The organism is Flavobacterium sp., from assembly GCF_041392085.1.
GTDB lineage: Bacteria > Bacteroidota > Bacteroidia > Flavobacteriales > Flavobacteriaceae > Flavobacterium.
Genome location: NZ_JAWKMW010000009.1, coordinates 30,876 through 51,551 on the forward strand (window position 1 = coordinate 30,876; position 20,676 = coordinate 51,551).

Genomic DNA, 20,676 nt, shown 5'->3' on the forward strand with positions numbered 1-20,676 from the left:
TTTGATTTATAAATTATAATGTTGTTAAAGTTGCAGTATTCAAAGTTATTTTAAAAAAATCATTAAAAATGTGACAAATGTCACCTGACTGCGTTTAAGTCATTAGATTCAAACATGAAACAATCTACAAACTTATTACCCTACTAAAAGGTGAAGTTTTTTAAAAACATCATAAAAAAATATTAAAAACTCCCCTTTTTTTGAGGTCTTTTTTAGATTTATTACATTTGGAACAGAAATTGCAACGGCTTCTGAAAAAAGACAAAGTTTTATGAAAAAAGTACTGTTTCTCTTCCTGTTTTTATTAACCGTAAGCTTTGATTCTCAAACGAGTTATCCTCCAAAAGAAGATGCTTTTGATGTAGGTGAATGGTTTCAGTTTCGCATTCATTATGGTTTAATAAATGCCGGTATGGCAGAGTTGAGTGTGCACGAAGCCATTAGAAACAATAAAAAAGTTTTTCATGCCAAAGGACGTGGTTACACTACTGGAATGACTAAATTTTTCTTTAAAGTAGAAGATGATTATCAAAGTTATTTTGACAAACAAACCGGAAAACCTTATCAATTTGTTCGAAAAATTGATGAAGGAGGTTATACCAAAAACCAAGAAGGTTTCTTTAACCAAAGTAGCAATACGGTTTTAGTAAAAGATTATAAACGGAAGACAGAAAAAACATTTGAAGTACCCGACAAAACCCAAGATATTTTATCTACATTCTATTATTTGAGAAATCACCCTAATGTTGATAAACTAAAAGTAGGTGAGTCAATAGACATCGATATGTTTTTTGATGAAGAAATAACAAAATTTAAACTTAAATTTATTGGTCGTCAAGATTTAAAAACTAAATTTGGGGTCGTTCCCACAATGATTTTCAGACCGTATGTGCAAGCCGGACGTGTTTTTAAGGAACAAGAAAGCTTAACTGTCTGGATTTCAGATGACGACAATAAATTACCTATTCGAATTAAAGCCGAATTAGCCGTAGGATCACTCAAAGCTGATTTGGAAAAATTTAAAGGATTAAAACATACATTTACCGTTAAAGCAAAACCGTAATGAATACTACCGCACACGAAGAAATTCTTGAAAAATTAGAAGAAAAGTTTCAAGCAATTAACCAAAAAACTGAAACGCATTTAGAAGGACTTCTGTGGGCAAAACCTATCACTTATTGGGATTATATTCAAACCGATGCTTTGCTGAACCTTCAAACGCAACGCACCACTTTGCCCGATGAAATGGTTTTTGTAATGTATCACCAAGTAAATGAGTTGTTGTTTAAAATGATTCTTTGGGAAATCGAACAAGTGTGTCGTTCCCAAAAACCGGAAACTTCTTTTTTTACCGAAAAATTAATGCGAATTAGTCGTTATTTCGATATGCTTACCACTTCTTTTACTATTATGAAAGACGGTATGGAAGTAGAACAATACATGAAATTTCGAAATACATTAACACCGGCCAGCGGTTTTCAAAGTGCTCAATACCGATTGATAGAGTTTGCATCAACCGATTTAATAAATCTAATTGATTATCGATTCAGAAGTTCAATTGATCGCAATACACCTTATGAACATGCGTTGGAACATTTGTATTGGCAAGCAGCCGGTAAAGATTATAAAACAGGTGAAAAGTCCTATTTAATTTTAGAATTCGAAAAAAAATACAAGAAAGAATTTTTGTCTTTCATGGAAGAATACAATACGATTAATCTTTGGCAAAAGTTTAAGCAATTACCGGAAGAAGATCAAAAAAATGAAGCTTTGGTTAAAGCCATGCGACACTATGATTATACCGTTAATATCACGTGGGTAATGGGTCATTTTAATGCCGCAAAGAAATACATCGAAAGTGGTCACGGTAGCGGCGAAGCAACCGGCGGAAGCGATTGGAAGAAGTACATGCTTCCTAAATACCAACGAAGAATTTTCTTCCCTGAATTATGGTCAGAAGAAGAATTGGCAACTTGGGGAGAAAAAGAAAGTGTTTAATTAGATTAAAAGCAGCAAATTGAAATTTAACAAAATACTGCCTATACTATTTGCATTGAGTTTGTTTTCATGCGAAAAAAAGGTTGATAAAGTCATTATAGAAGAAGATACAAAACCTAAAATTCCAATTGTCGTTGAATTCGGATTCACGCTAAACGATTATTTGGTTGTTCAAGACACGATTAAAAGTGGCGATACCTTCGGAAAATTATTAGAAAATCATAATATAGGAAACTTCAAAGTGCATGAAGTAACCGAACAAGTGAAAGACAGTTTCAAAATGCGTGATATTCGCATAGGAAGACCAATCACATTACTCAAATCAAAGGAAAAACCCAATCAACTTCAAGTTTTTATCTATCAAAAAGATAATATTAATTATAGCGTAGTCGATTTTCGAGATACGATTGTAAAGGCTTACAACAAACAAAAACCCATCACAATCAAACGAAGAACCATTGCTACTGCCATTCACGGTTCATTATCAGAAACGTTGAACAAAAATGGAGTTGATGCTGGAGTGGCAAATAATCTGGCTAAGATTTACGAATATTCCATCGACTTTTTTAAGATTCAAAAAGAAGATAAATTTGCTGTTACGTTTTATGAAAAATTCATCAACGATAGTATTTATGCCGGAGTAGACCGATTAGAAAGCTCGTTTTTTGAACATAAAGGAAAGAGAATTTATGCTTTTCCTTACAAATTAGATAGTCTTTCCAGAAAATTAGATTACTATGACGAGGAAGGTAAGGGGTTGAAAACCATGTTTTTAAAAGCTCCTTTGGATTTTTTTAGAATATCTTCTCGTTTTTCGCCCAAACGTTTCCATCCCGTTCAAATGACATGGAAAGCTCACAAAGGCACTGATTATGCTGCTCCACACGGAACGCCAATTAAAACCACCGCTTCCGGTGTAGTTGAACGAACTGGCTACACCGCCGGAAACGGAAACTATGTAAAAGTAAAACACAATGGAACCTATTCTACCCAATACCTCCACATGTCTAAAATATTGGTGCGTCAAGGTCAACGAGTAGAACAAGGACAAGTCATTGGAAAAGTAGGAAGCACTGGCCTAGCTACCGGTCCGCACGTATGTTATCGCTTTTGGAAAAACGGCGTGCAAGTTGATCCGCTGTCTCAAAAGTTACCCAATACCGAACCAATGAATGCAAAGCACAAAGCAAAATATTTAGAATACATTGCTCCTTTAAAGAAAGAATTAGACAGTATCGCGACACTTAAATTAAAATAAAATGGCTTTAGAAAATACAAATCCATCCGGAACAGCAGCTTGGCAAAGTTTGCGAAATCATTTTGAAGAAATGCAATATGTCACGATGCAAGAACTTTTTGAAAAAGATTCGAAAAGGGCAGACAACTTTCATTTGCAATGGAATAATTTTTTGGTAGATTATTCTAAAAATATCATCACCCAAGAAACAATGAACCATCTTTTGGATTTGGCAAAAGAAGTCAATTTAGAAGATGCTGTTAAAAAATATTTTACCGGAGATGCAATTAATCAAACAGAAAACAGAGCGGTTTTACACACGGCTTTGCGTGCTCCGTCTGATGCAATAATTTTAGTGGATGGTCAAAATGTAATGCCGGAAATTTATTCAGTTAAAAATAAAATTAAAAACTTTACAGACGAAGTTGTCAACGGAAGTAGAAAAGGATATACCGGGAAATATTTCACAGATATTGTAAACATTGGCATTGGCGGCTCCGATTTAGGTCCGGCGATGGTGGTTGAAGCTCTTCAATATTATAAAAATCACTTAAACGTTCATTTTGTTTCCAACGTAGATGGTGACCACGTGAATGAGGTGATTAAGAAATTAAACCCTGAAACCACTTTGTTTGTTATTGTTTCCAAGACATTTACCACACAAGAAACGTTATCCAATTCAGAAACCATTCGAAATTGGTTTTTACAATCGGCCAAACAAGAAGATGTAGCCAAACATTTTGTGGCTGTTTCTACAAATATTCAAAAAGTAACCGAATTCGGAATTCATTCTGAAAACATTTTCCCAATGTGGGATTGGGTTGGCGGACGATTTTCGCTGTGGAGTGCTGTTGGTTTATCGATTAGTTTAGCCGTAGGCTTTGATAATTTTGACAAATTATTAAAAGGAGCAAACAACATGGATGAACATTTTAAAACGACTCCTTTTGACAAAAACATTCCGGTTGTTCTGGCTTTGTTGAGTGTTTGGTATAACAATTTCTTTGGAGCGGAAAGTGAAGCGTTGATTCCGTATACACAATATTTACAAAAATTGGCTTCCTACCTGCAACAAGGAATAATGGAAAGTAACGGAAAAAGCATTGGACGCGATGGAAATCCGGTCAATTACCAAACGGGAACAATTATTTGGGGCGAACCGGGAACGAATTCGCAACATGCTTTTTTTCAATTAATTCACCAAGGAACAAAATTGATTCCGACCGATTTTATTGGTTATGTTAAATCGCTTCACGGTAACCAAGACCATCACGATAAATTAATGTCTAACTTTTTTGCTCAAACCGAAGCTTTATTAAACGGGAAATCGGCTGAGCAGGTGTTGGCAGAATTCGAAAAACAAGGCATATCCGGTGAAAAAGCAGAATTTTTATTACCTTTTAAAATATTTTCAGGAAACCGTCCCACCAATACGCTATTAATCAACAAATTGACTCCTGAAAGTTTGGGGGAATTAATTGCTTTGTATGAACATAAAATTTTTGTACAAGGAGTGATTTGGAATATCTTTAGTTACGATCAATGGGGAGTTGAATTGGGAAAACAATTGGCAAATTCTATTTTGGATGAAATTCATTCGGGAACCATCAAGGAACATGATAGTTCTACTAACTTTTTATTGAAGTATTTTTTAGACAATAAATAAACAGTTTTTACCATATCTTTTACGCCATGCAGAGAACTATTGCATGGTTTTTTTATTTTTAGGAAGTATATTATTTTATTGTCAAGTTATAATTTCCTAAAAATGATTAAAAAAGGCATAATCACAGTTTATGTTTCTTTTGTGTAAGCATAAGTTTATAAAATCTTCACGTTAGTTTCCTTAACATTTTCATAACGATTTTGGTTTGGTAAAGACTGAATTTTGCGGTCAAATTAAATCAAAAAAGATGAAAGAAAATTTACACTTATTTTTAATTCTTTGCTTTATGTCTGTTTTTATGACAGAAGGGCATGCCCAAGGTAACACAACAGCATCCATCTTGGGTAAAGTTGCAGAAAAAGGGGAGGATACTTTACCTGGAGCAACTATAATAGTAACGCACCAACCTTCCGGAACTCGCTATACAGCTACAACCGACGATAAAGGAGCTTACCGAATTGCCAATATGAGGGTAGGAGGACCTTATGTTATAGACGTTACTTATGTTGGCTATAAACCATTTAAAGGCGAAAATATTTACCTTCAACTAGGTGATTCTAGACTGATAAATATTGATTTAGATAGTGAGGTTAGTGCTTTAGAAGAGGTGGTTCTAACAGGGTCGAAAGATGCGGATTTTAACTCTAAAAAAACGGGAGCACAAACAATTATTGATTCTAAACGTATACAAAACTTACCAACGCTTTCAAGAAATGTTTCTGATTTTGCTCGTTTAACTCCTCAAGCCCAATTGAGAGGAGATGATGTTATTTCGATAAGTGGACAAAACAATCGTTTCAATGCTATCTATATCGACGGAGCTGTAAACAACGATGTTTTCGGTTTGGCTGCCAACGGAACTAATGGAGGACAAACAGGAGTTAGCCCTATTTCCGTAGATGCTATTGAGCAATTTCAAGTGCAAGTTGCTCCTTTTGATGTGAAAATTTCGGGATTTGCCGGAGGTTCAATAAGTGCTATCACCCGTTCAGGAACAAATAATTTTGAAGGTTCGGCTTATTATTTAAACCGAAATCAAAATTTAGCAGGTATGACACCCAATGCAATTAGTGAAACTAATAGAAGCAAGTTAGCTGATTTTGATGCCACTACTATTGGAGTTAGAGCTGCAGGTGCAATTAAAAAAGACAAGTTGTTTTATTTTATTAATTATGAACGCCAAGATAATGAAACGCCTCAACCTTTTGAAGTGAATAATTATGTTGGAAACATCGCTCTACAAGGAAGTAGCCCGGATGTTGTTCCGGGGTTAGCGGCTACAAAAATTGAAGAATTACGAAATTATTTAATTTCGAATTATGGTTATGACCCAGGAAATTACAGTAGTACAAAGTCTTCTTTAGTAAGTGATAAATTTATTGCTAAAGTAGATTGGAACATCAATGACAACCATAAGTTGGCTGTTCGTCACAGTTTAGTAAAAGCAGTAAATATTTCGCCAAACAGATCCTCTAATACCGCTATCAATTTTTATAACGGAGCCCAAGAGTTTACTTCTACAACAAACTCATCTTCAATTGAATTAAGTTCAAGGTTTAGTGATAGAGTTTCAAACAGTTTAGTTTTGGGATATACTAGTGTTAAAGATGACCGTAATGCTTTGGGAGACCCTTTTCCGTATTTAGAAATTAGAGATGGTTTAGGAACTATTTTTGTAGGTTCAGAGCCTTTTTCTACAGCAAATTTATTGGAACAGAATATTTTTACATTTACCGACAATGTAGAAATACAAGCGGGTATTAATACAATAACCATTGGAACCCACAACGAATTCAGTTCTTCTAAAAATGTTTTCTTTGGAAGAAATTATGGCTATTATCGTTATAGCAATTTGCAAGATTTCTTAGACAACAACAAACCAAACCGATTTAGAATTGGTTATTCGTTAGTGGGTGGTGATGGAGATGGTTCTCAAGGAGCTGCCGAATTTGATGTGGTACAGTTTGGGGGATATTTACAAAATGAAATGAGACTTTCTGACAATTTCAGACTTTCATACGGATTTAGAGTAGATGTTCCTGTCTGGGATGATTATATTGTGAATGAGGATTTTAATAACAGAACAATTCCTCTTCTTGAAGCTGCCGGAAAAGATTTAAAAGGAGCAAAAGTAGGTAGTAGAATCGATACCAGAGCACACATTTCGCCTCGATTAGGTTTTAATTATGATGTGAGCGGGAAAAAAACAACTCAAATTAGAGGTGGCTTAGGAATTTTTACGTCAAGACTTCCTTTAGTATGGCCAGGTGGAGCGTATAACAATAATGGGGTTACACAAGGGACTGTTGATATTAATGGAGCAACAAACCCTAATATGCCCGATTTTAATTCTAATACAAGTGTGTCATCTCAAATTGCCGGATTGCCCTCTAATATTGCTCCAGCTCAAGGTAACCCTGGTGCTCCCGGACAATTTTCTGGTGCTGTGGATTTGTTTGCAAAAGATTTTAAATTACCACAAGTATTTAAAGCTAATTTGGCAATTGACCAAAAATTACCTTTAGGAATACGTTTAACAACTGATTTTACGTACAACGATAATATAAGTGCAATAACTTACGAGAACATAAACCTAAGAGAGCCTGCATCAAATTTAACAGGGGCAGACAATCGTCCTAGATATAATGCGAATAATAGAATTGATAATACTTATCAAGGAATTTATTTAGCCTCTAACACAAATGAAGGAAAATCTTGGAATGCAGCATTTACTTTAACAAGAAATTTTATAACAGATAAAATAGATGCTAGTATACAAGCTACTTATTCTTATGGCGAATCAACTACGCTCTTTGATGCTACTTCTTCACAAAATAGTTCTCAATGGAATAATATAGAAACAGTAAACGGTTCTAACGCAATAGGAAGAGTAGCTCGTTCCGATTTTGATCAAGGACATAGAGTTCTAGCAAATTCTTTCGTTACTTACAAGTGGAATAAAAACTTGAAAACAAGAATCGGTTTATTTTATGAAGGTACTGAAGGAACCCCAATTAGCTATGTTTACAATGATAACGGAAGACTTTTAAGCGATACCTTCTCAAATTCAGCTCTTATTTACGTACCGGCAAGTCAATCTGAAATTGTTTTAGTTACAGACCCTTCTACAGGATTGGACCCTCAGCAACAATGGGATGCTTTAAATACTTTTATTGAAGGAAATGATTACCTAAGAAGTAAAAGAGGTAATTATGCGGAACGAAATGGAGATCGCTTAAAATGGAGTCATGTAATTGATTTAAAATTTGCTCAAGAGTTTATTTTAAACATTAAAAACAAGAAGCATACATTTGAGTTAACCACCGATATTTTTAACTTTACAAACTTATTAAATAAAGATTGGGGAAAACGTTATTTTGCCACTTTTGACCAAGTACAGTTATTAAATCAAGTAGGTTTTTTGGCAGATGGTACAACACCAACATTTCGTTACAACCCAGCTGTTGAGCAATCATTAAATCAAGTAGATGATCAGGGGTTAAATTCCTCAAGATGGCAAATGCAAATTGGAGTAAGATATACATTCAATTAACGTAGCGACTTTTTTCATTTGTTTTGACAGAAGCCTTTGGTTAATTTAGCCAAAGGTTTCTCTTTTTTGATTATATTTGTTTTTCAAAAAAATTTATATGTACGAACTAATTCAAAAACTTCATTCTTGGTGGGCTTATTTAGCTCTTCTAGTACTTTTTATTGCAGTTGTAAACGCTTTCTTAGGCTATACTTCTAAAAAAATGTTTTCATCCAAAGATTTACGCATTTCACTTTTTGCATTAATTTTTACACACATTCAATTGTTATTGGGATTAGCTGTTTTTTTTGTTTCACAAAAAGGGCTTAAGGCTTTTGGTGTTGAAGGAGCAATGAAAAACGCTGAATTGCGTCTCACAATGTTAGAGCATCCTTTGATTAATATTATTGCCATCGCCTTAATTACTATTGGTTGGTCTAAACACAAAAAAGTAGCTCAAGAGCTAAAATTTAAAAAGATATTTTTCTTTTACGGCATTGGATTGGTACTTATATTAAGCCGACTTCCATGGAAATCTTGGCTAGCATAAAAAAACAAACCACGGAAGACGTGGTTTTTTTATTTTTTGGGACATTTATTGTTAAATGAAAAACACAAATAAAAGTTGGATTATGAAATACAAAACCGAACTTCTTGTGTTTGGCTCAATAGCCTTACTTTTTTTTAGTAGTTTTTCTTTTAAGACAAATCGTTTTGAAAAACCTACCCTACAACGTTTGATGCTCAACGACACGATTAAGAAAGATAGTATAACAAATGATAGTATAAAAATAGAAGGTAACTATCGTTTTATAGTGTACAAAAAAGGAGCACATGCCTCCTATTATCATGATAAATTTACCGGAAGGAAAACAGCGAGTGGTCAAATTTTTGACAATCAAAAGTATACAGCCGCCCATAAAAAACTACCATTTGGTACTAAAGTGCGTGTAACCAATGAAGCCAATGATAAATCGGTGATGGTTACCATTAATGATCGCGGACCTTTTACCAAAGGACGAGAAATTGATTTAAGCAAAAGAGCTTTTCGAGATATTGCCAGACATCACGGCTACGGTACAATGAAAGTAACTATTGAAATTGTGGAACAAGTGGTAGACAGTTTAAAATTGGATTAGTAGTTACTTACTTCAATCTACTGCCTTTTGCTGCCCACCACGGAAGTGTTTCTACTGCCAATCGACCCGCCTTTACCGCAGGATCAAGGTTGGCTAAACTATCAGCCTCTTCAAGCGTCTCGGTATTAAACAGTAAAAAACCAGAAATGGTTTTATGGTTTTCAGATGGGCCAGCCAAACTGATTTTACCGGTTTTATCCAACCAAGCAATGTGAGCCAAGTGCTTTTTTTGTATTTCGGCAGTTTCTTCTTTAGAATGATTTCTGTTTTCGCCTTTTTTTAATAAAACCAAAAAATATTTTTGCATTATGTAAGTGGTATCTCCTTCTTGATAAGCAAATGTTTCGTGTTTTGTTTTAGCAATAGGAGTACTTATTGTATGAACTTTTTTAGTGTTTTGCTCTTTCGTTGAGTTACAGGAAATGAATAGTAAAAGGCAAACTAGGTTGATTAATTTGTTCATTTTTTCCAGTTTTTATAGGGATTATTGCTTAAATATGCATTGTAATATTTTTCATCATTGGTTACTTCTTTGCCCAACCAATTGGGCTTTTCAAAAGATTCTGATTCAGAATTCAATTCAATTTCTGCTAATACAAGACCTTCATTTTCGCCACAAAAAACATCTACTTCAAACACATGATTGCCCTTTTTTACTTCGTAACGCATTTTTTCAATAACGCCTTTTTCACAAATGGAAAGTAGTTGCTTTGCATCGGAAACTGTAATTTCTTTTTCCCATTCCAATCGGCTCATGCCGGAATCATTTCCTTTACCTTTAATGGTCAAAAATCCTTTTTCGCCTTTCATTCGAACACGAACCGTTCGTTCTGGAGCAGAGCTTAAATAGCCTTGAACAATGCTATATTGTTTGAATGCCTCTGTTTTAAAAGCTTCGGTAAGTACTAAAAATTTTCGTTCAATTTCTATCATAGAAATAGTTATCCTTTATATTGTAAGGTAAAGATAATTCAATACATTCGTATTGTAAAAACAAAATTGTAAAATGCCACAATTGTCTGGGAAAAAGAAAAAAGAATCGGTTGTTGAAATGGTGCTTTACTATTTTGATGAAGAAAAACGATGGGAAAATGCAACCGACACCCATGAAGTATTAGTCAATATTGTTGCGGCTGTTCGCCCCCAAAAATTAAAAAATCTTGCACCCGTTGACATCTCCGATTTGATTTGTTTATTGGCTGATAATGAACATATTAAAAAAGAATTTTCACGATATATTAAAACTTTGTTTTCCGGGAAAAAGATAAATAAGATTATTGCTGATGCTGCTATCTTGGAAGACACTGATTTTTTATTTGAGGTTAAAAAAAGAATATTTGCTAAAGTTTTACCCTATCAACATCAAACAGACTCATTAGAGTACATACTAAATCAGGTATTTTACAGTGATACAGATTCACTTTGGTTGCAAAAAATTCCACAAGGACAAATTGAAACACTGTATGATTTGTTAGAATTGACATCTATTTATGAATCAATCGGTGAAGACTCTATTTTATCAGAATTAATCATGTCGATGACATTGATTGCTCAACGTATGAGCGGTCGTGCATTGGAGTCGGATGTACTCAAAATGGTGCCGGAGTACTTTCATCACGAAAGCCCTTTTGCTGCTTTTGAAAAAGAGCTTCAAATTTTACAAAAAGACCTGAAAACCAAAGAGCGTAATCCAAGTGTTACTTCTGAAAACCTAACATATAAACAACTTTTAGTATTACATAAACAATGCGAAGAATATGTAGAAAAAGCATTTCACAATTCTTCTAAATATGGTATCACAATTCATGTAAATCAAAGTTTGCTTAGAATTCGCCAACAATTATTGCGATTAAAAGTAGTGTTGCCCTTACTTACAGTCGATTATGAAATTGATAAAAAGCGAAATACTATTCGCTTAGCTTACAAACTCATCAAGTACAATAGTACACGAAATAATCTTCGAAAATTCATTGGCGATAGTATTCAATTGTTGTCCTATGAAGTTACGCAGCATACTGCCAAAACGGGCGAAAAATATATTACACAATCCAAGGGAGAGTATTTTAAAATGTTTAATTCTGCTTTAGGCGGGGGATTAATAGTAGGCATTTTATGTATTATCAAAGTATTATTCTCAAAAGTGGAGACTAGTGATTTTGGCTATGCATTTTTGTATAGTATGAATTATTCCTTTGGTTTTATTGCCATTTTTTTGTTGGGTTTTACTCTCGCTACTAAGCAACCTGCGATGACTGCAGCAGCTTTAATCAGAGCTTTAAAAGAAGGGATGAATAATCCGGATACAGATGAAAAACACAGAGGATTTGCCATATTTTTTGCACGTGTTTTTCGCTCGCAGTTTATTGCTTTTGTAGGGAATGTGATTATGGCGTTTCCGGTTTCTTTGTTTGGAATTTGGCTAATCGATTTACTTTTAGATTACAATATTGCTGAGACCAAATGGCTTACGTTAGCAACCAATTTAAGTCCGATACATTCGATGGCTATTTTTCATGCAGCCATAGCAGGGTGTTTTCTTTTTTTATCGGGAATTATTTCCGGTAGTGTTGCCAACCGCGATAAACATTACGAAATTTATCAACGGATTAAAGAAAACCCTTTCTTGAAAAGAAGTCTAGGAAAGCGAGATGCCGAAAAATTAGCTCATTGGTACGAGCATAAATGGGCAGGAATAACATCTAATTTTTGGTTTGGTATTTTTATGGGCTCAACAGCTTCGGTAGGAATCTTTTTCGGATTGAATTTGGATATACGCCATATTACTTTTGCCAGTGGAAATCTTGCTTTGGCACTATATGGCTCTAATTTTTCCCTTGATTTTTCACTGCTTTTTTGGGGAATTTTTGGGGTTGGAATCATCGGATTGGTTAACTTTATTGTGAGTTTTGGTTTATCGTTGGGACTCGCTTTTCGTTCAAGAGATATTCCTTTTTCCGAGGTAAAAAGCATTGCTATTTCAATTTGGAGTTATTTCAAACAAAAACCATTTTCTTTCTTTTTTCCCATCGGAACCAAACCTGTAACCCATGAAGGAGGAGAAAAAACTTCGCAAAATCATTCACATTGATATGGATGCTTTTTATGCTTCTGTGGAGCAAAAAGATTTTCCTGAGTTAATAGGAAAGCCTTTGGCTGTTGGCGGAAGCGAAATTCGAGGGGTTATATCGGCAGCCAGCTACGAGGCAAGAAAATTTGGTGTTCGTAGTGCGATGAGTGGGGTACAGGCCAAAAAATTATGTCCTGAATTGATTTTTGTGCGACCGCGTTTTGAAAGGTATTCCGAAATTTCAAAAATAATCAGACGTATTTTTTATGAGTATACCGATTTGGTTGAACCGCTTTCGTTGGATGAAGCTTATTTGGATGTGACACAAAACAAAAAAGGAAACCCAAGTGCAACCTTACTCGCACAAGAAATCCGAAAACGTATATTTGAAGAAACGGGACTTACCGCCTCGGCAGGAATTTCCATTAATAAATTTGTGGCAAAAGTGGCTTCGGATTATAATAAACCGAATGGACAAAAAACGGTTACTCCAGATGAAGTTGAACCTTTTTTGGAAGCCTTAGACATCCGAAAATTTTATGGAATAGGAAAAGTCACAGCCGAACGAATGTATCAATTTGGCATCTACACCGGAAAAGATTTAAAAAACCGAAGTTTAGCATTTTTAGAACAACATTTTGGCAAAAGCGGAACACATTATTATTACATTGTTCGAGGCATTCACAACAGTCCGGTAAAGCCCAATCGAATCTCAAAATCGGTGGGAGCCGAACGAACATTTAATGAAAATTTATCCTCCGAAGTGTTTATGGAAGAACGTTTGGAAAGCATCGCCAAAGAACTCGAAAAACGATTACAAAAACATAAAATCGCAGGAAAAACAGTAACCTTAAAAATAAAATATTCCGATTTTTCGCAACAAACCAGAAGCAAAACCTTGCCTTATTTTATTTCGGATAAAGCCTTATTATTAGAAACTGCCAAAGAATTATTATACCAAGAAAAACTAAAAGAATCCGTTCGTTTGTTGGGCATTTCATTAAATAATTTGAATACTGAAATTAAAAAAACGGTGGTGGTGCAGTTGCGGTTTGAGTTTTAAATGTTTTTGTATTTTTGGTTGATGAGTAAGAAGCAGTTTGATTAATTGAAATTCGTTCACGCCACACGAAGGGATTCGTGCGGTGGCGGTACGGAGTTTGTCCTCTAACTACTAAATTACTAGCAAATTCACTTCACAAGCCAAAATTCCCCTATTTTTGTAAAAAAACATTTTGCTTTAGTAAGCTTAGTCCATTTCAATGAAAGATAAATTCTATCCATACATACAAAATCTTCAAAATAAAATTACTTCCAAATTAGAAGAAGTAGATGGCGAAGCCAAATTTAGAGAGGACATTTGGGAACGTCCCGAAGGCGGCGGTGGCAGAACCCGCGTGATTGAAAACGGAAGAGTTTTTGAAAAAGGCGGTGTCAACATATCTGCTGTTCACGGAAAGTTACCTGATTCGATGCAAAAATTATTCAATGTTGGTGAAGCCGATTTTTTTGCTTGTGGATTAAGTTTAGTGATTCATCCCAAAAACCCGATGGTTCCAACCGTTCATGCCAATTGGCGGTATTTTGAAATGTATGATGAGAAGGGTACGGTTATCAATTCATGGTTTGGTGGCGGTCAGGATTTAACGCCGTATTATCTTTTTGAAGAAGATGCCATTCATTTTCATCAAACGTGCAAAAAAGCTTGCGATAATCACAATTCTGAATTTTATCAGAAATATAAAAAACAATGCGATACTTATTTTTGGAATGCACACCGCAACGAAGCCCGTGGAATTGGCGGTTTGTTTTTTGATTATTGCAAAGCTACCGACACGATGAAGATGGAAGATTGGTATGATTTTGTGACCGAAGTAGGGAATAGTTTTTTAGATGCATACGTTCCAATTGTTGAAAAAAGAGTAAATTTACCATATTCAAACGAACAAAGGGAATGGCAAGAAATTCGTAGGGGTCGTTATGTGGAATTTAACTTGGTTCACGATAAAGGAACCCTTTTTGGTCTCAAAACCAACGGTAGAATTGAAAGTATTTTAATGAGTTTGCCTCCACATGTACAATGGGTGTATGACCATCACCCGGAAGCAGGAAGCGAAGAAGAAAAATTAATTTCTGTACTCCAAAATCCAAAAGAATGGGTCTAAAAATTATAATTGTACTATTTTTGGGAGGAATTAACTGTTCGTTTGCTCAGCAGGATGCTGAACAAGGTAGCCATTTTACAAACTACGACCAGAAAGTAATAACCAGTTTATATTATTTTGATATGTCAAATAGTTTTTTGTTTAACTACACAGAAGAGGGAATAAAAAACTTTTTGGAATTAATTCCAAACAAACGAGAACAAATAGGGATTAATGTGAGTTATAAATCAATTGATGTTTCCTACGGATTTTCGCCAACTTTTTTTGCTGAAAATAAAGATAACAATGATTCCAAATTGTTTACATTATCTACACGATTTTATTATAAAAAATGGATGCAATCTGTTTCTTTCATTAATCAAAAAGGGTTTTATGTGAGTAACGATGAAGTAGAAGTTTCTTTCCCAAGATTGCGAACAACTAAGATTGGAGGTACTACTTCTTATATTTTTAATGAAAATTTTTCGTTTAGAACACTTGCTAATCAAAAAGAATGGCAATCTAAAAGTGCGGGTAGTTTTATCCCGACTTTTTCGGTGTATTACACCAACTTCGATTTAAATGACGGTGGGAACAGCTCTAAAAGCGATGTGTTTTTTGTTTCTTTAGCTCCTTCTTATTTTTATAATTTTGTCATCAATAATCATTTTTTACTTTCCGGCGGATTGTCTTTGGGGTCAGGATTTAATAGTGTAGATGGTGATTTTTCACTGATTCATGAATGGAGTGCAAGTGCAAAAATAGGCTATAATTCAGATACCTTTTTTACCTTTATTAACCTGAATTACATAGATTTTATTCAAGATTCAGAGGCTCAAATTCAATTGAATGACGAAATATCGACTATAAAAATAACAGCAGGTTATCGTTTTGACCCACCTAAAAAAGTAAAACAAGTATACGATAAAACAGCAGAAAAAATAGGACTATAGCTCTTCAATTGGTTACAATCCTAATTCTAAAACAAATCAAAATATGTTTCCACTCATACGAAACCGTCGACTCAGAACCAACGAAACCATTCGCTCCTTAGTGCGAGAAACGATACTTTCTCCTAATAATTTTATTGTACCTCTTTTCGTTGTGGAGGGTAAAAACGTAAGGGAAGAAATTCACTCTATGCCCAACTACTTCAGGTTAAGTTTGGATTTGTTGGAAAAAGAAGTGAAAGAACTTGCAAAATTGAATTTAAAAACTGTATTGGTTTTTGTAAAAGTTTCAGACAACTTAAAAGACAATAAAGGGACAGAGGCAATAAACCCTAATGGTTTGATGCAGCGAGCTGTTAAAGTAATAAAAAATGCTGTTCCCGATATGGTCGTGATGACAGATGTAGCTTTGGATCCGTATTCATCTTACGGTCATGATGGTATATTAGAAAACGGAATGATTATAAACGACGTTACTTCGGCTATTTTAGCCGAAATGAGTTGTTCGCATGCTGAAGCCGGTGCCGATTTTGTAGCTCCAAGCGACATGATGGACGGTAGAATTTTAGAAATCAGAGAAGCTTTGGAAGACGAGGGTTACGTAAACACAGGTATTATGGCTTACAGTGCCAAATATGCATCGGCTCATTACGGGCCTTTTCGCGACGCTTTAGATAGTGCCCCTATAGAGGGACAACACGTTCCGAAAGACAAAAAAACCTATCAAATGGATTACCATAATCGCATCGAAGCCATTCGCGAAACCCAAATGGATATTGACGAGGGAGCTGATATTGTGATGGTAAAACCCGGTATTGCTTATTTAGATATTGTTCGGGAGATTAAAAATACTTTTGATGTTCCTGTGGCGGTTTATCAAGTATCCGGTGAGTATGCTATGATAAAAGCTGCTGCGGAAAAAGGATGGTTAGATCATGATGCCGTGATGTTGGAGCAAGTAACTGCAATTAAAAGAGCCGGTGCCGACATGATTGCAAGTTATTTTGCAAAAGATGTGGTAAAATTATTGCACAGCTGATAAATATCACCTCTACACCTAAATTATCAATGTACATTTGAGCATATCAAATTCTTGGTTCATGAAAAAAATTGTTCTTTTTGTTGTTGTTGTAATGGTATTCTCTTGTCGTAATACAAAAGAAGAACCTTTTTGGACTGATTCGAAAGTGGTTTCTGAAGGCACAAATAATTCCGGTGATGAAAAAATTAAAGAAGGAGAAAAACTTTTTAACGGTGTGGGCTTGTGCTATACTTGTCACAAGCCAAACCAAAAGGTAATTGGGCCGAGCATTGCCGAAATAGCAACAGTATATAAAGAAAAAGAGGCAAATATGGTAGAATTTCTCAAAGGGAACGGCAAACCTATCGTAGACCCAAGTCAGTATGAGGTAATGAAAGCCAATTTTGCTATCACCAAAAAAATGAAAAAGGATGAATTAGAAGCAATTGAGCACTACATTTATAGCTTTAGTAATTAAAAATAATTTTACTCAACAACTAATTTGAACCCAACTCTAGGAATATTTTCAAACCGTATGTTGTGTTCTTCTTTAAACAGTTTACGCAAGCGGGAAATAAACACATCTAAACTTCTTCCCACAAAATAATCATCGGTTCCCCATAGCTCCATCAAGATTTTTTCTCGCTTTAATACGGTGTTTTTATGGTCCAAAAATAACTTCAATAAAGCAGCCTCTCTTTCGGTTAAATTGGTCAATTCTTTACCTTTAGAAACACAGTAATTGGTTGGGTCAAATTGAAACGAACCTATCGAATAGGTTGCATTATTTTTAGATACTGTTTTTTGACTTCGATTTAAAAACACTTCAATCTTTAAAGTCAATTCTTCCATACTGTAAGGTTTTACCAAATAATCATCAGCACCTAATTTTAATCCTTTAATTCGATCTTCTTTCATTGTTTTTGCCGAAAGAAAAATAATCGGAATTTCCTGATTTCGCTTTCTGATTTGTGTAGCAATTTCAAAACCATCCATGTCCGGTAACATAACATCTAATATGCACAAGTCAAAATCTTCTTGACAAAAAGCTTCAAAACCTGCTTGACCATTGGTAAAATGAGCTACCTCATATTGGTTTTCCAAACTATCGGCGGTTAAGAAACCTAAAGTTTCATCATCTTCTACATAAAGAATTTTCTTTTTACTCATAAAACATCTTTTTTTGGAATGAAAATAGAAACTGTAATCCCTTTGGTTGAATTATTTTTGATTGAAATTTTCCATTGGTGCAAATCAATGATTTTTTTTACATAAAACAAACCAATGCCAAACCCCTCAATGTCTTTTTTGTTTTCTCTGGGAACGCGGTAAAACTTATCAAAAACATAGTCGATGTGTTGTGCCGAAATTCCACTGCCATTGTCAGAAAAATTGAGTAATAATCCTTTTTGGGTTGTTGCAGATTTGATTGTGATTTTTGGGTTTTCTTGACAGTACTTGATTGCGTTGTCTACCAAATTGAATACGATATTATTAAAATGAAATTCGTCTGCTACAATTGAAATTTTAGCAGAGACGTCAATATCAATTGTACATTTTTTGGTTGATTTGAGCAAGGTGTTTTCTTTAACCAATTCAAGTATTTCTTTTAAATTGAAGGCTTTTTTTTCCAGTTCAATCCATTTGGCATCTCCTTTGGCTACATTTAGAATCCGCTCAATATGATGATTTAATTTATGGCTTTGATTAGTGATAATTTGCATGTACTTAGCCAATTTAGGATTACCTTTAATTTCTTCTTGAGAAGTGGCATATTGCGAGGCTATCAAAATAGACGAAAGAGGCGTTTTAAATTCATGGGTCATATTGTTGATAAAATCTGTTTGCAGTTCAGTATATTTTTTTTGCTTTAATAACAAAATAACAGAGTAAACATAAATGATTAAAACCAAAAATAAAATGGCCGTATAAATCCAATATTGACCTAATGATGTAATGAATTTGTGTTGTAAATCGGGAAAGCGAATGCCAAAATAATAAATTAGACCTTCATTTTTTTTAAAACATTTTTCGCATTTTTCCGGTTTTCCGGCATCACTTGAAATATAACTCCCATAAATCATTTCGTCGGTAGCACAATCATAAATGGCATACTCATAATCTAACTCAAGGTTTACTTTTTGAAACTCGGTTTTAAGATAATATTCCAACACTTCGTGCTCAAAAACATCATCAAGGTTAACAATGTAGTAATCGTCTGTAATTTTTTTTACTTGATTGGTAATGGTTAATGGGGTTTTATTGTCGCGATAAATTCTTTTAACCACATCTTGAAGTGCAAAATGAATTTTTTCTTCAAAATCTTTTTTCTCAAATTGATAGGCTTGGTTCAACATCAGTAGCTGCATGACTAATACGCCGATGATGCAGAGAAGACCTGCAAAGATGATGCTGTTTAATCGACTAAATTTCAATCCTTTGTTTGTTTTAAGTTAACAAATTTACTGTGAGAAAGAGATATATTTTAGTTAATCTGTTTCGATTAACATGTTATTAACAAAACTTATATTGTGCTTAACAAATATCTGATTTCTTGTGAATATATTTGCTATGTTCAAAGATGAATAAATTAACTAATTAAATAATTACGTATGAAATCATTAAAAGTATCATTATTTGCAATTGCTGCCACATTATTTTTTTCAGCCGGAGTAAATGCACAAGAAAAAAAACCGTTAGCTACTAAACCGGCTATAACCACAACACCTGCTGCTCAAAAACCAACTTCTCCGGTAACTTGGAAAGAGGTTTCTCATGATTTTGGTGAAATCAAAAAAGGTACACCGGTATCTCACGATTTTACTTTTACAAATACAACCAAGCAAACAGTTATTATTACAAATGTAAAAGCTTCTTGTGGTTGTACGGCTACCAACTATACAAAAACTCCGGTAAAACCAGGAGAGACAGCTTCTGTAACAGCTACTTATAACGCGGCTTCTGTTGGGAATTTCTCCAAAACAGTTACCGTTTCTTTAAATGAAAATGAGGTGCCAAAAGTACTTACGATTAAAGGAAAAGTTATCGATACAACACCTGTAAACCAATAATCTACCTTCTAAATTATAATTCATCAGGACCATCTTGAAAATCAAGATGGTTTTTTTATTTTAAAAAATTTTAGTATTCATATACATGTGTTTTTCTTTTTTATATATTTATATATTAATTGAAAAGCCATGATAGATAAAATTAAACTCGACAACATCTTATTTTTAGACATTGAAACCGTTCCGGAAGCGGAGAATTTTAATCTTTTAGACGAAGAAAAACAATATCTCTTTGAGTCTAAAACACAATACCAACGTAAAGAAGAATTTACACCCGAAGCGTTTTACGATCGTGCCGGAATTTGGGCAGAATTCGGGAAAATAATTTGCATATCTGTAGGTTATTTTGTCACCAAAGGTGATATACGAAATTTTAGGGTGACCACTTTTTTTGGAGAAGAACAAAAAATTTTAAAAGACTTCAGTAACTTACTGAATAACCATTTTAACCAACCGCAGCATATTTTATGTGGCCATAATGCCAAAGAATTTGACTTCCCTTTTATTGCCAGAAGAATGATTATTAATCAAATTGAAATTCCGGCAAAGTTGAATTTATTCGGTAAAAAACCATGGGAAGTTCCTCATATTGATACTATGGAGTTGTGGAAATTTGGCGATTACAAACACTTTTCTTCCATGCGTTTGCTAACTAAAGTACTTCAAATTCCATCACCAAAAGACGATATCGACGGAAGCGAAGTGGCTCATGTGTATTATGTTGAAAAAGACATCGACAGGATTATCTCTTATTGCGAAAAAGATGTAATCGCTGTGGCACAAATTTTCTTACGATTTAGAAGAGAGGATTTACTAATCGAAGATGAAATTATTCACATATAAAAGAGGCT

The 20,676-nt window shown here is 34.4% G+C and carries 19 protein-coding genes; 15 read left to right on the plus strand and 4 right to left on the minus strand.

Features of this window, described 5'->3' with window-relative positions; genetic code table 11:
• Positions 1 to 271 precede the first annotated feature (271 nt).
• The 7 genes from R2782_RS08870 to R2782_RS08900 all read left to right on the plus strand — a co-directional run bounded on the left by R2782_RS08870 (position 272) and on the right by R2782_RS08900 (position 9,572).
• Positions 272 to 1,063, plus strand: a complete 792-nt coding sequence (locus tag R2782_RS08870; protein ID WP_371267878.1) for a DUF3108 domain-containing protein — start codon at positions 272 to 274, stop codon at positions 1,061 to 1,063.
• Positions 1,063 to 1,998 carry a tryptophan 2,3-dioxygenase family protein gene (locus tag R2782_RS08875; protein WP_371267879.1) on the plus strand — a complete coding sequence of 312 codons (936 nt, stop codon included), beginning with the start codon at positions 1,063 to 1,065 and terminating at the stop codon, positions 1,996 to 1,998. The genes R2782_RS08870 and R2782_RS08875 overlap by 1 nt, the downstream gene beginning before the upstream one ends.
• A 19-nt stretch (positions 1,999 to 2,017) precedes the next feature.
• Entirely contained in the window at positions 2,018 to 3,256 is a 1,239-nt protein-coding gene (locus R2782_RS08880) for a peptidoglycan DD-metalloendopeptidase family protein (protein ID WP_371267880.1), read from the plus strand.
• A gap of 1 nt (position 3,257) precedes the next feature.
• Complete coding sequence (gene pgi / locus R2782_RS08885) at positions 3,258 to 4,901, plus strand: glucose-6-phosphate isomerase (RefSeq protein ID WP_371267881.1); 1,644 nt, start codon at positions 3,258 to 3,260, stop codon at positions 4,899 to 4,901.
• Between the two features lie 247 nt (positions 4,902 to 5,148).
• On the plus strand, positions 5,149 to 8,454 hold the full coding sequence (locus R2782_RS08890) for a carboxypeptidase regulatory-like domain-containing protein (RefSeq protein ID WP_371267882.1): 3,306 nt from the start codon (positions 5,149 to 5,151) through the stop codon (positions 8,452 to 8,454).
• A 97-nt stretch (positions 8,455 to 8,551) separates the two neighbouring features.
• Positions 8,552 to 8,983, plus strand: coding sequence for a hypothetical protein (locus R2782_RS08895; protein WP_371267883.1), 432 nt, complete (start codon positions 8,552 to 8,554; stop codon positions 8,981 to 8,983).
• A gap of 82 nt (positions 8,984 to 9,065) precedes the next feature.
• Entirely contained in the window at positions 9,066 to 9,572 is a 507-nt protein-coding gene (locus tag R2782_RS08900) for a septal ring lytic transglycosylase RlpA family protein (protein WP_371267884.1), read from the plus strand.
• Positions 9,573 to 9,579: 7 nt separating this feature from the next.
• Here the strand turns inward: R2782_RS08900 and R2782_RS08905 are convergent, their stop codons facing one another.
• A complete protein-coding gene (locus tag R2782_RS08905) occupies positions 9,580 to 10,035 on the minus strand; it encodes a YciI family protein (protein ID WP_371267885.1) in 456 nt (151 codons plus the stop codon).
• Positions 10,032 to 10,505 carry a CYTH domain-containing protein gene (locus tag R2782_RS08910; protein WP_371267886.1) on the minus strand — a complete coding sequence of 158 codons (474 nt, stop codon included), beginning with the start codon at positions 10,503 to 10,505 and terminating at the stop codon, positions 10,032 to 10,034. The genes R2782_RS08905 and R2782_RS08910 overlap by 4 nt, the downstream gene beginning before the upstream one ends.
• Before the next feature lie 73 nt (positions 10,506 to 10,578).
• Here R2782_RS08910 and R2782_RS08915 point away from each other — a divergent pair, with 73 nt between their 5' ends.
• From R2782_RS08915 to R2782_RS08940, 6 genes are all read left to right on the plus strand, one after another.
• A complete protein-coding gene (locus tag R2782_RS08915) occupies positions 10,579 to 12,660 on the plus strand; it encodes a recombinase (protein WP_371267887.1) in 2,082 nt (693 codons plus the stop codon).
• Positions 12,620 to 13,702 (plus strand): DNA polymerase IV, encoded by a 1,083-nt coding sequence (dinB, locus tag R2782_RS08920; RefSeq protein WP_371267888.1) that lies wholly within the window; start codon positions 12,620 to 12,622, stop codon positions 13,700 to 13,702. Before R2782_RS08915 ends, dinB begins: the two co-directional genes overlap by 41 nt.
• A 199-nt stretch (positions 13,703 to 13,901) precedes the next feature.
• Positions 13,902 to 14,804, plus strand: coding sequence for an oxygen-dependent coproporphyrinogen oxidase (gene hemF, locus R2782_RS08925; RefSeq protein WP_371267889.1), 903 nt, complete (start codon positions 13,902 to 13,904; stop codon positions 14,802 to 14,804).
• Positions 14,795 to 15,736 (plus strand): DUF4421 family protein, encoded by a 942-nt coding sequence (locus tag R2782_RS08930; protein WP_371267890.1) that lies wholly within the window; start codon positions 14,795 to 14,797, stop codon positions 15,734 to 15,736. Before hemF ends, R2782_RS08930 begins: the two co-directional genes overlap by 10 nt.
• Positions 15,737 to 15,779: 43 nt before the next feature.
• Positions 15,780 to 16,772, plus strand: coding sequence for a porphobilinogen synthase (gene hemB, locus R2782_RS08935; protein WP_371267891.1), 993 nt, complete (start codon positions 15,780 to 15,782; stop codon positions 16,770 to 16,772).
• Between the two features lie 61 nt (positions 16,773 to 16,833).
• Positions 16,834 to 17,232: a c-type cytochrome gene (locus tag R2782_RS08940; RefSeq protein WP_371267892.1), complete on the plus strand. Its 399-nt coding sequence runs from the start codon at positions 16,834 to 16,836 to the stop codon at positions 17,230 to 17,232.
• Positions 17,233 to 17,240: 8 nt separating this feature from the next.
• Here the strand turns inward: R2782_RS08940 and R2782_RS08945 are convergent, their stop codons facing one another.
• Positions 17,241 to 17,924 (minus strand): response regulator transcription factor, encoded by a 684-nt coding sequence (locus R2782_RS08945; RefSeq protein WP_371267893.1) that lies wholly within the window; start codon positions 17,922 to 17,924, stop codon positions 17,241 to 17,243.
• The gene (locus R2782_RS08950; RefSeq protein WP_371267894.1) at positions 17,921 to 19,189 is read right to left on the minus strand and encodes a sensor histidine kinase; all 1,269 of its coding nucleotides are present in this window, start codon (positions 19,187 to 19,189) and stop codon (positions 17,921 to 17,923) included. The genes R2782_RS08945 and R2782_RS08950 overlap by 4 nt, the downstream gene beginning before the upstream one ends.
• 177 nt (positions 19,190 to 19,366) lie before the next feature.
• On the opposite strand from R2782_RS08950, the gene R2782_RS08955 reads away from it, so the two are divergent.
• Together R2782_RS08955 and R2782_RS08960 are read left to right on the plus strand one after the other, a co-directional pair.
• Complete coding sequence (locus tag R2782_RS08955; protein WP_371267895.1) at positions 19,367 to 19,825, plus strand: DUF1573 domain-containing protein; 459 nt, start codon at positions 19,367 to 19,369, stop codon at positions 19,823 to 19,825.
• A gap of 129 nt (positions 19,826 to 19,954) precedes the next feature.
• Entirely contained in the window at positions 19,955 to 20,668 is a 714-nt protein-coding gene (locus tag R2782_RS08960; protein WP_371267896.1) for a 3'-5' exonuclease, read from the plus strand.
• Positions 20,669 to 20,676 lie beyond the last annotated feature (8 nt).

Coding starts and splice junctions, on each gene's coding strand:
- R2782_RS08955 (WP_371267895.1), top strand. CDS start 19,367: ATGAAATCATTAAAAGTATCATTATTTGCAATTGCTGCCACATTATTT.
- R2782_RS08945 (WP_371267893.1), bottom strand. CDS start 17,924: ATGAGTAAAAAGAAAATTCTTTATGTAGAAGATGATGAAACTTTAGGT.
- R2782_RS08895 (WP_371267883.1), top strand. CDS start 8,552: ATGTACGAACTAATTCAAAAACTTCATTCTTGGTGGGCTTATTTAGCT.
- R2782_RS08930 (WP_371267890.1), top strand. CDS start 14,795: ATGGGTCTAAAAATTATAATTGTACTATTTTTGGGAGGAATTAACTGT.
- R2782_RS08905 (WP_371267885.1), bottom strand. CDS start 10,035: ATGAACAAATTAATCAACCTAGTTTGCCTTTTACTATTCATTTCCTGT.
- R2782_RS08940 (WP_371267892.1), top strand. CDS start 16,834: ATGAAAAAAATTGTTCTTTTTGTTGTTGTTGTAATGGTATTCTCTTGT.
- pgi (WP_371267881.1), top strand. CDS start 3,258: ATGGCTTTAGAAAATACAAATCCATCCGGAACAGCAGCTTGGCAAAGT.
- R2782_RS08910 (WP_371267886.1), bottom strand. CDS start 10,505: ATGATAGAAATTGAACGAAAATTTTTAGTACTTACCGAAGCTTTTAAA.
- R2782_RS08875 (WP_371267879.1), top strand. CDS start 1,063: ATGAATACTACCGCACACGAAGAAATTCTTGAAAAATTAGAAGAAAAG.
- R2782_RS08915 (WP_371267887.1), top strand. CDS start 10,579: ATGCCACAATTGTCTGGGAAAAAGAAAAAAGAATCGGTTGTTGAAATG.
- R2782_RS08900 (WP_371267884.1), top strand. CDS start 9,066: ATGAAATACAAAACCGAACTTCTTGTGTTTGGCTCAATAGCCTTACTT.
- dinB (WP_371267888.1), top strand. CDS start 12,620: ATGAAGGAGGAGAAAAAACTTCGCAAAATCATTCACATTGATATGGAT.
- R2782_RS08960 (WP_371267896.1), top strand. CDS start 19,955: ATGATAGATAAAATTAAACTCGACAACATCTTATTTTTAGACATTGAA.
- hemB (WP_371267891.1), top strand. CDS start 15,780: ATGTTTCCACTCATACGAAACCGTCGACTCAGAACCAACGAAACCATT.
- hemF (WP_371267889.1), top strand. CDS start 13,902: ATGAAAGATAAATTCTATCCATACATACAAAATCTTCAAAATAAAATT.
- R2782_RS08890 (WP_371267882.1), top strand. CDS start 5,149: ATGAAAGAAAATTTACACTTATTTTTAATTCTTTGCTTTATGTCTGTT.
- R2782_RS08870 (WP_371267878.1), top strand. CDS start 272: ATGAAAAAAGTACTGTTTCTCTTCCTGTTTTTATTAACCGTAAGCTTT.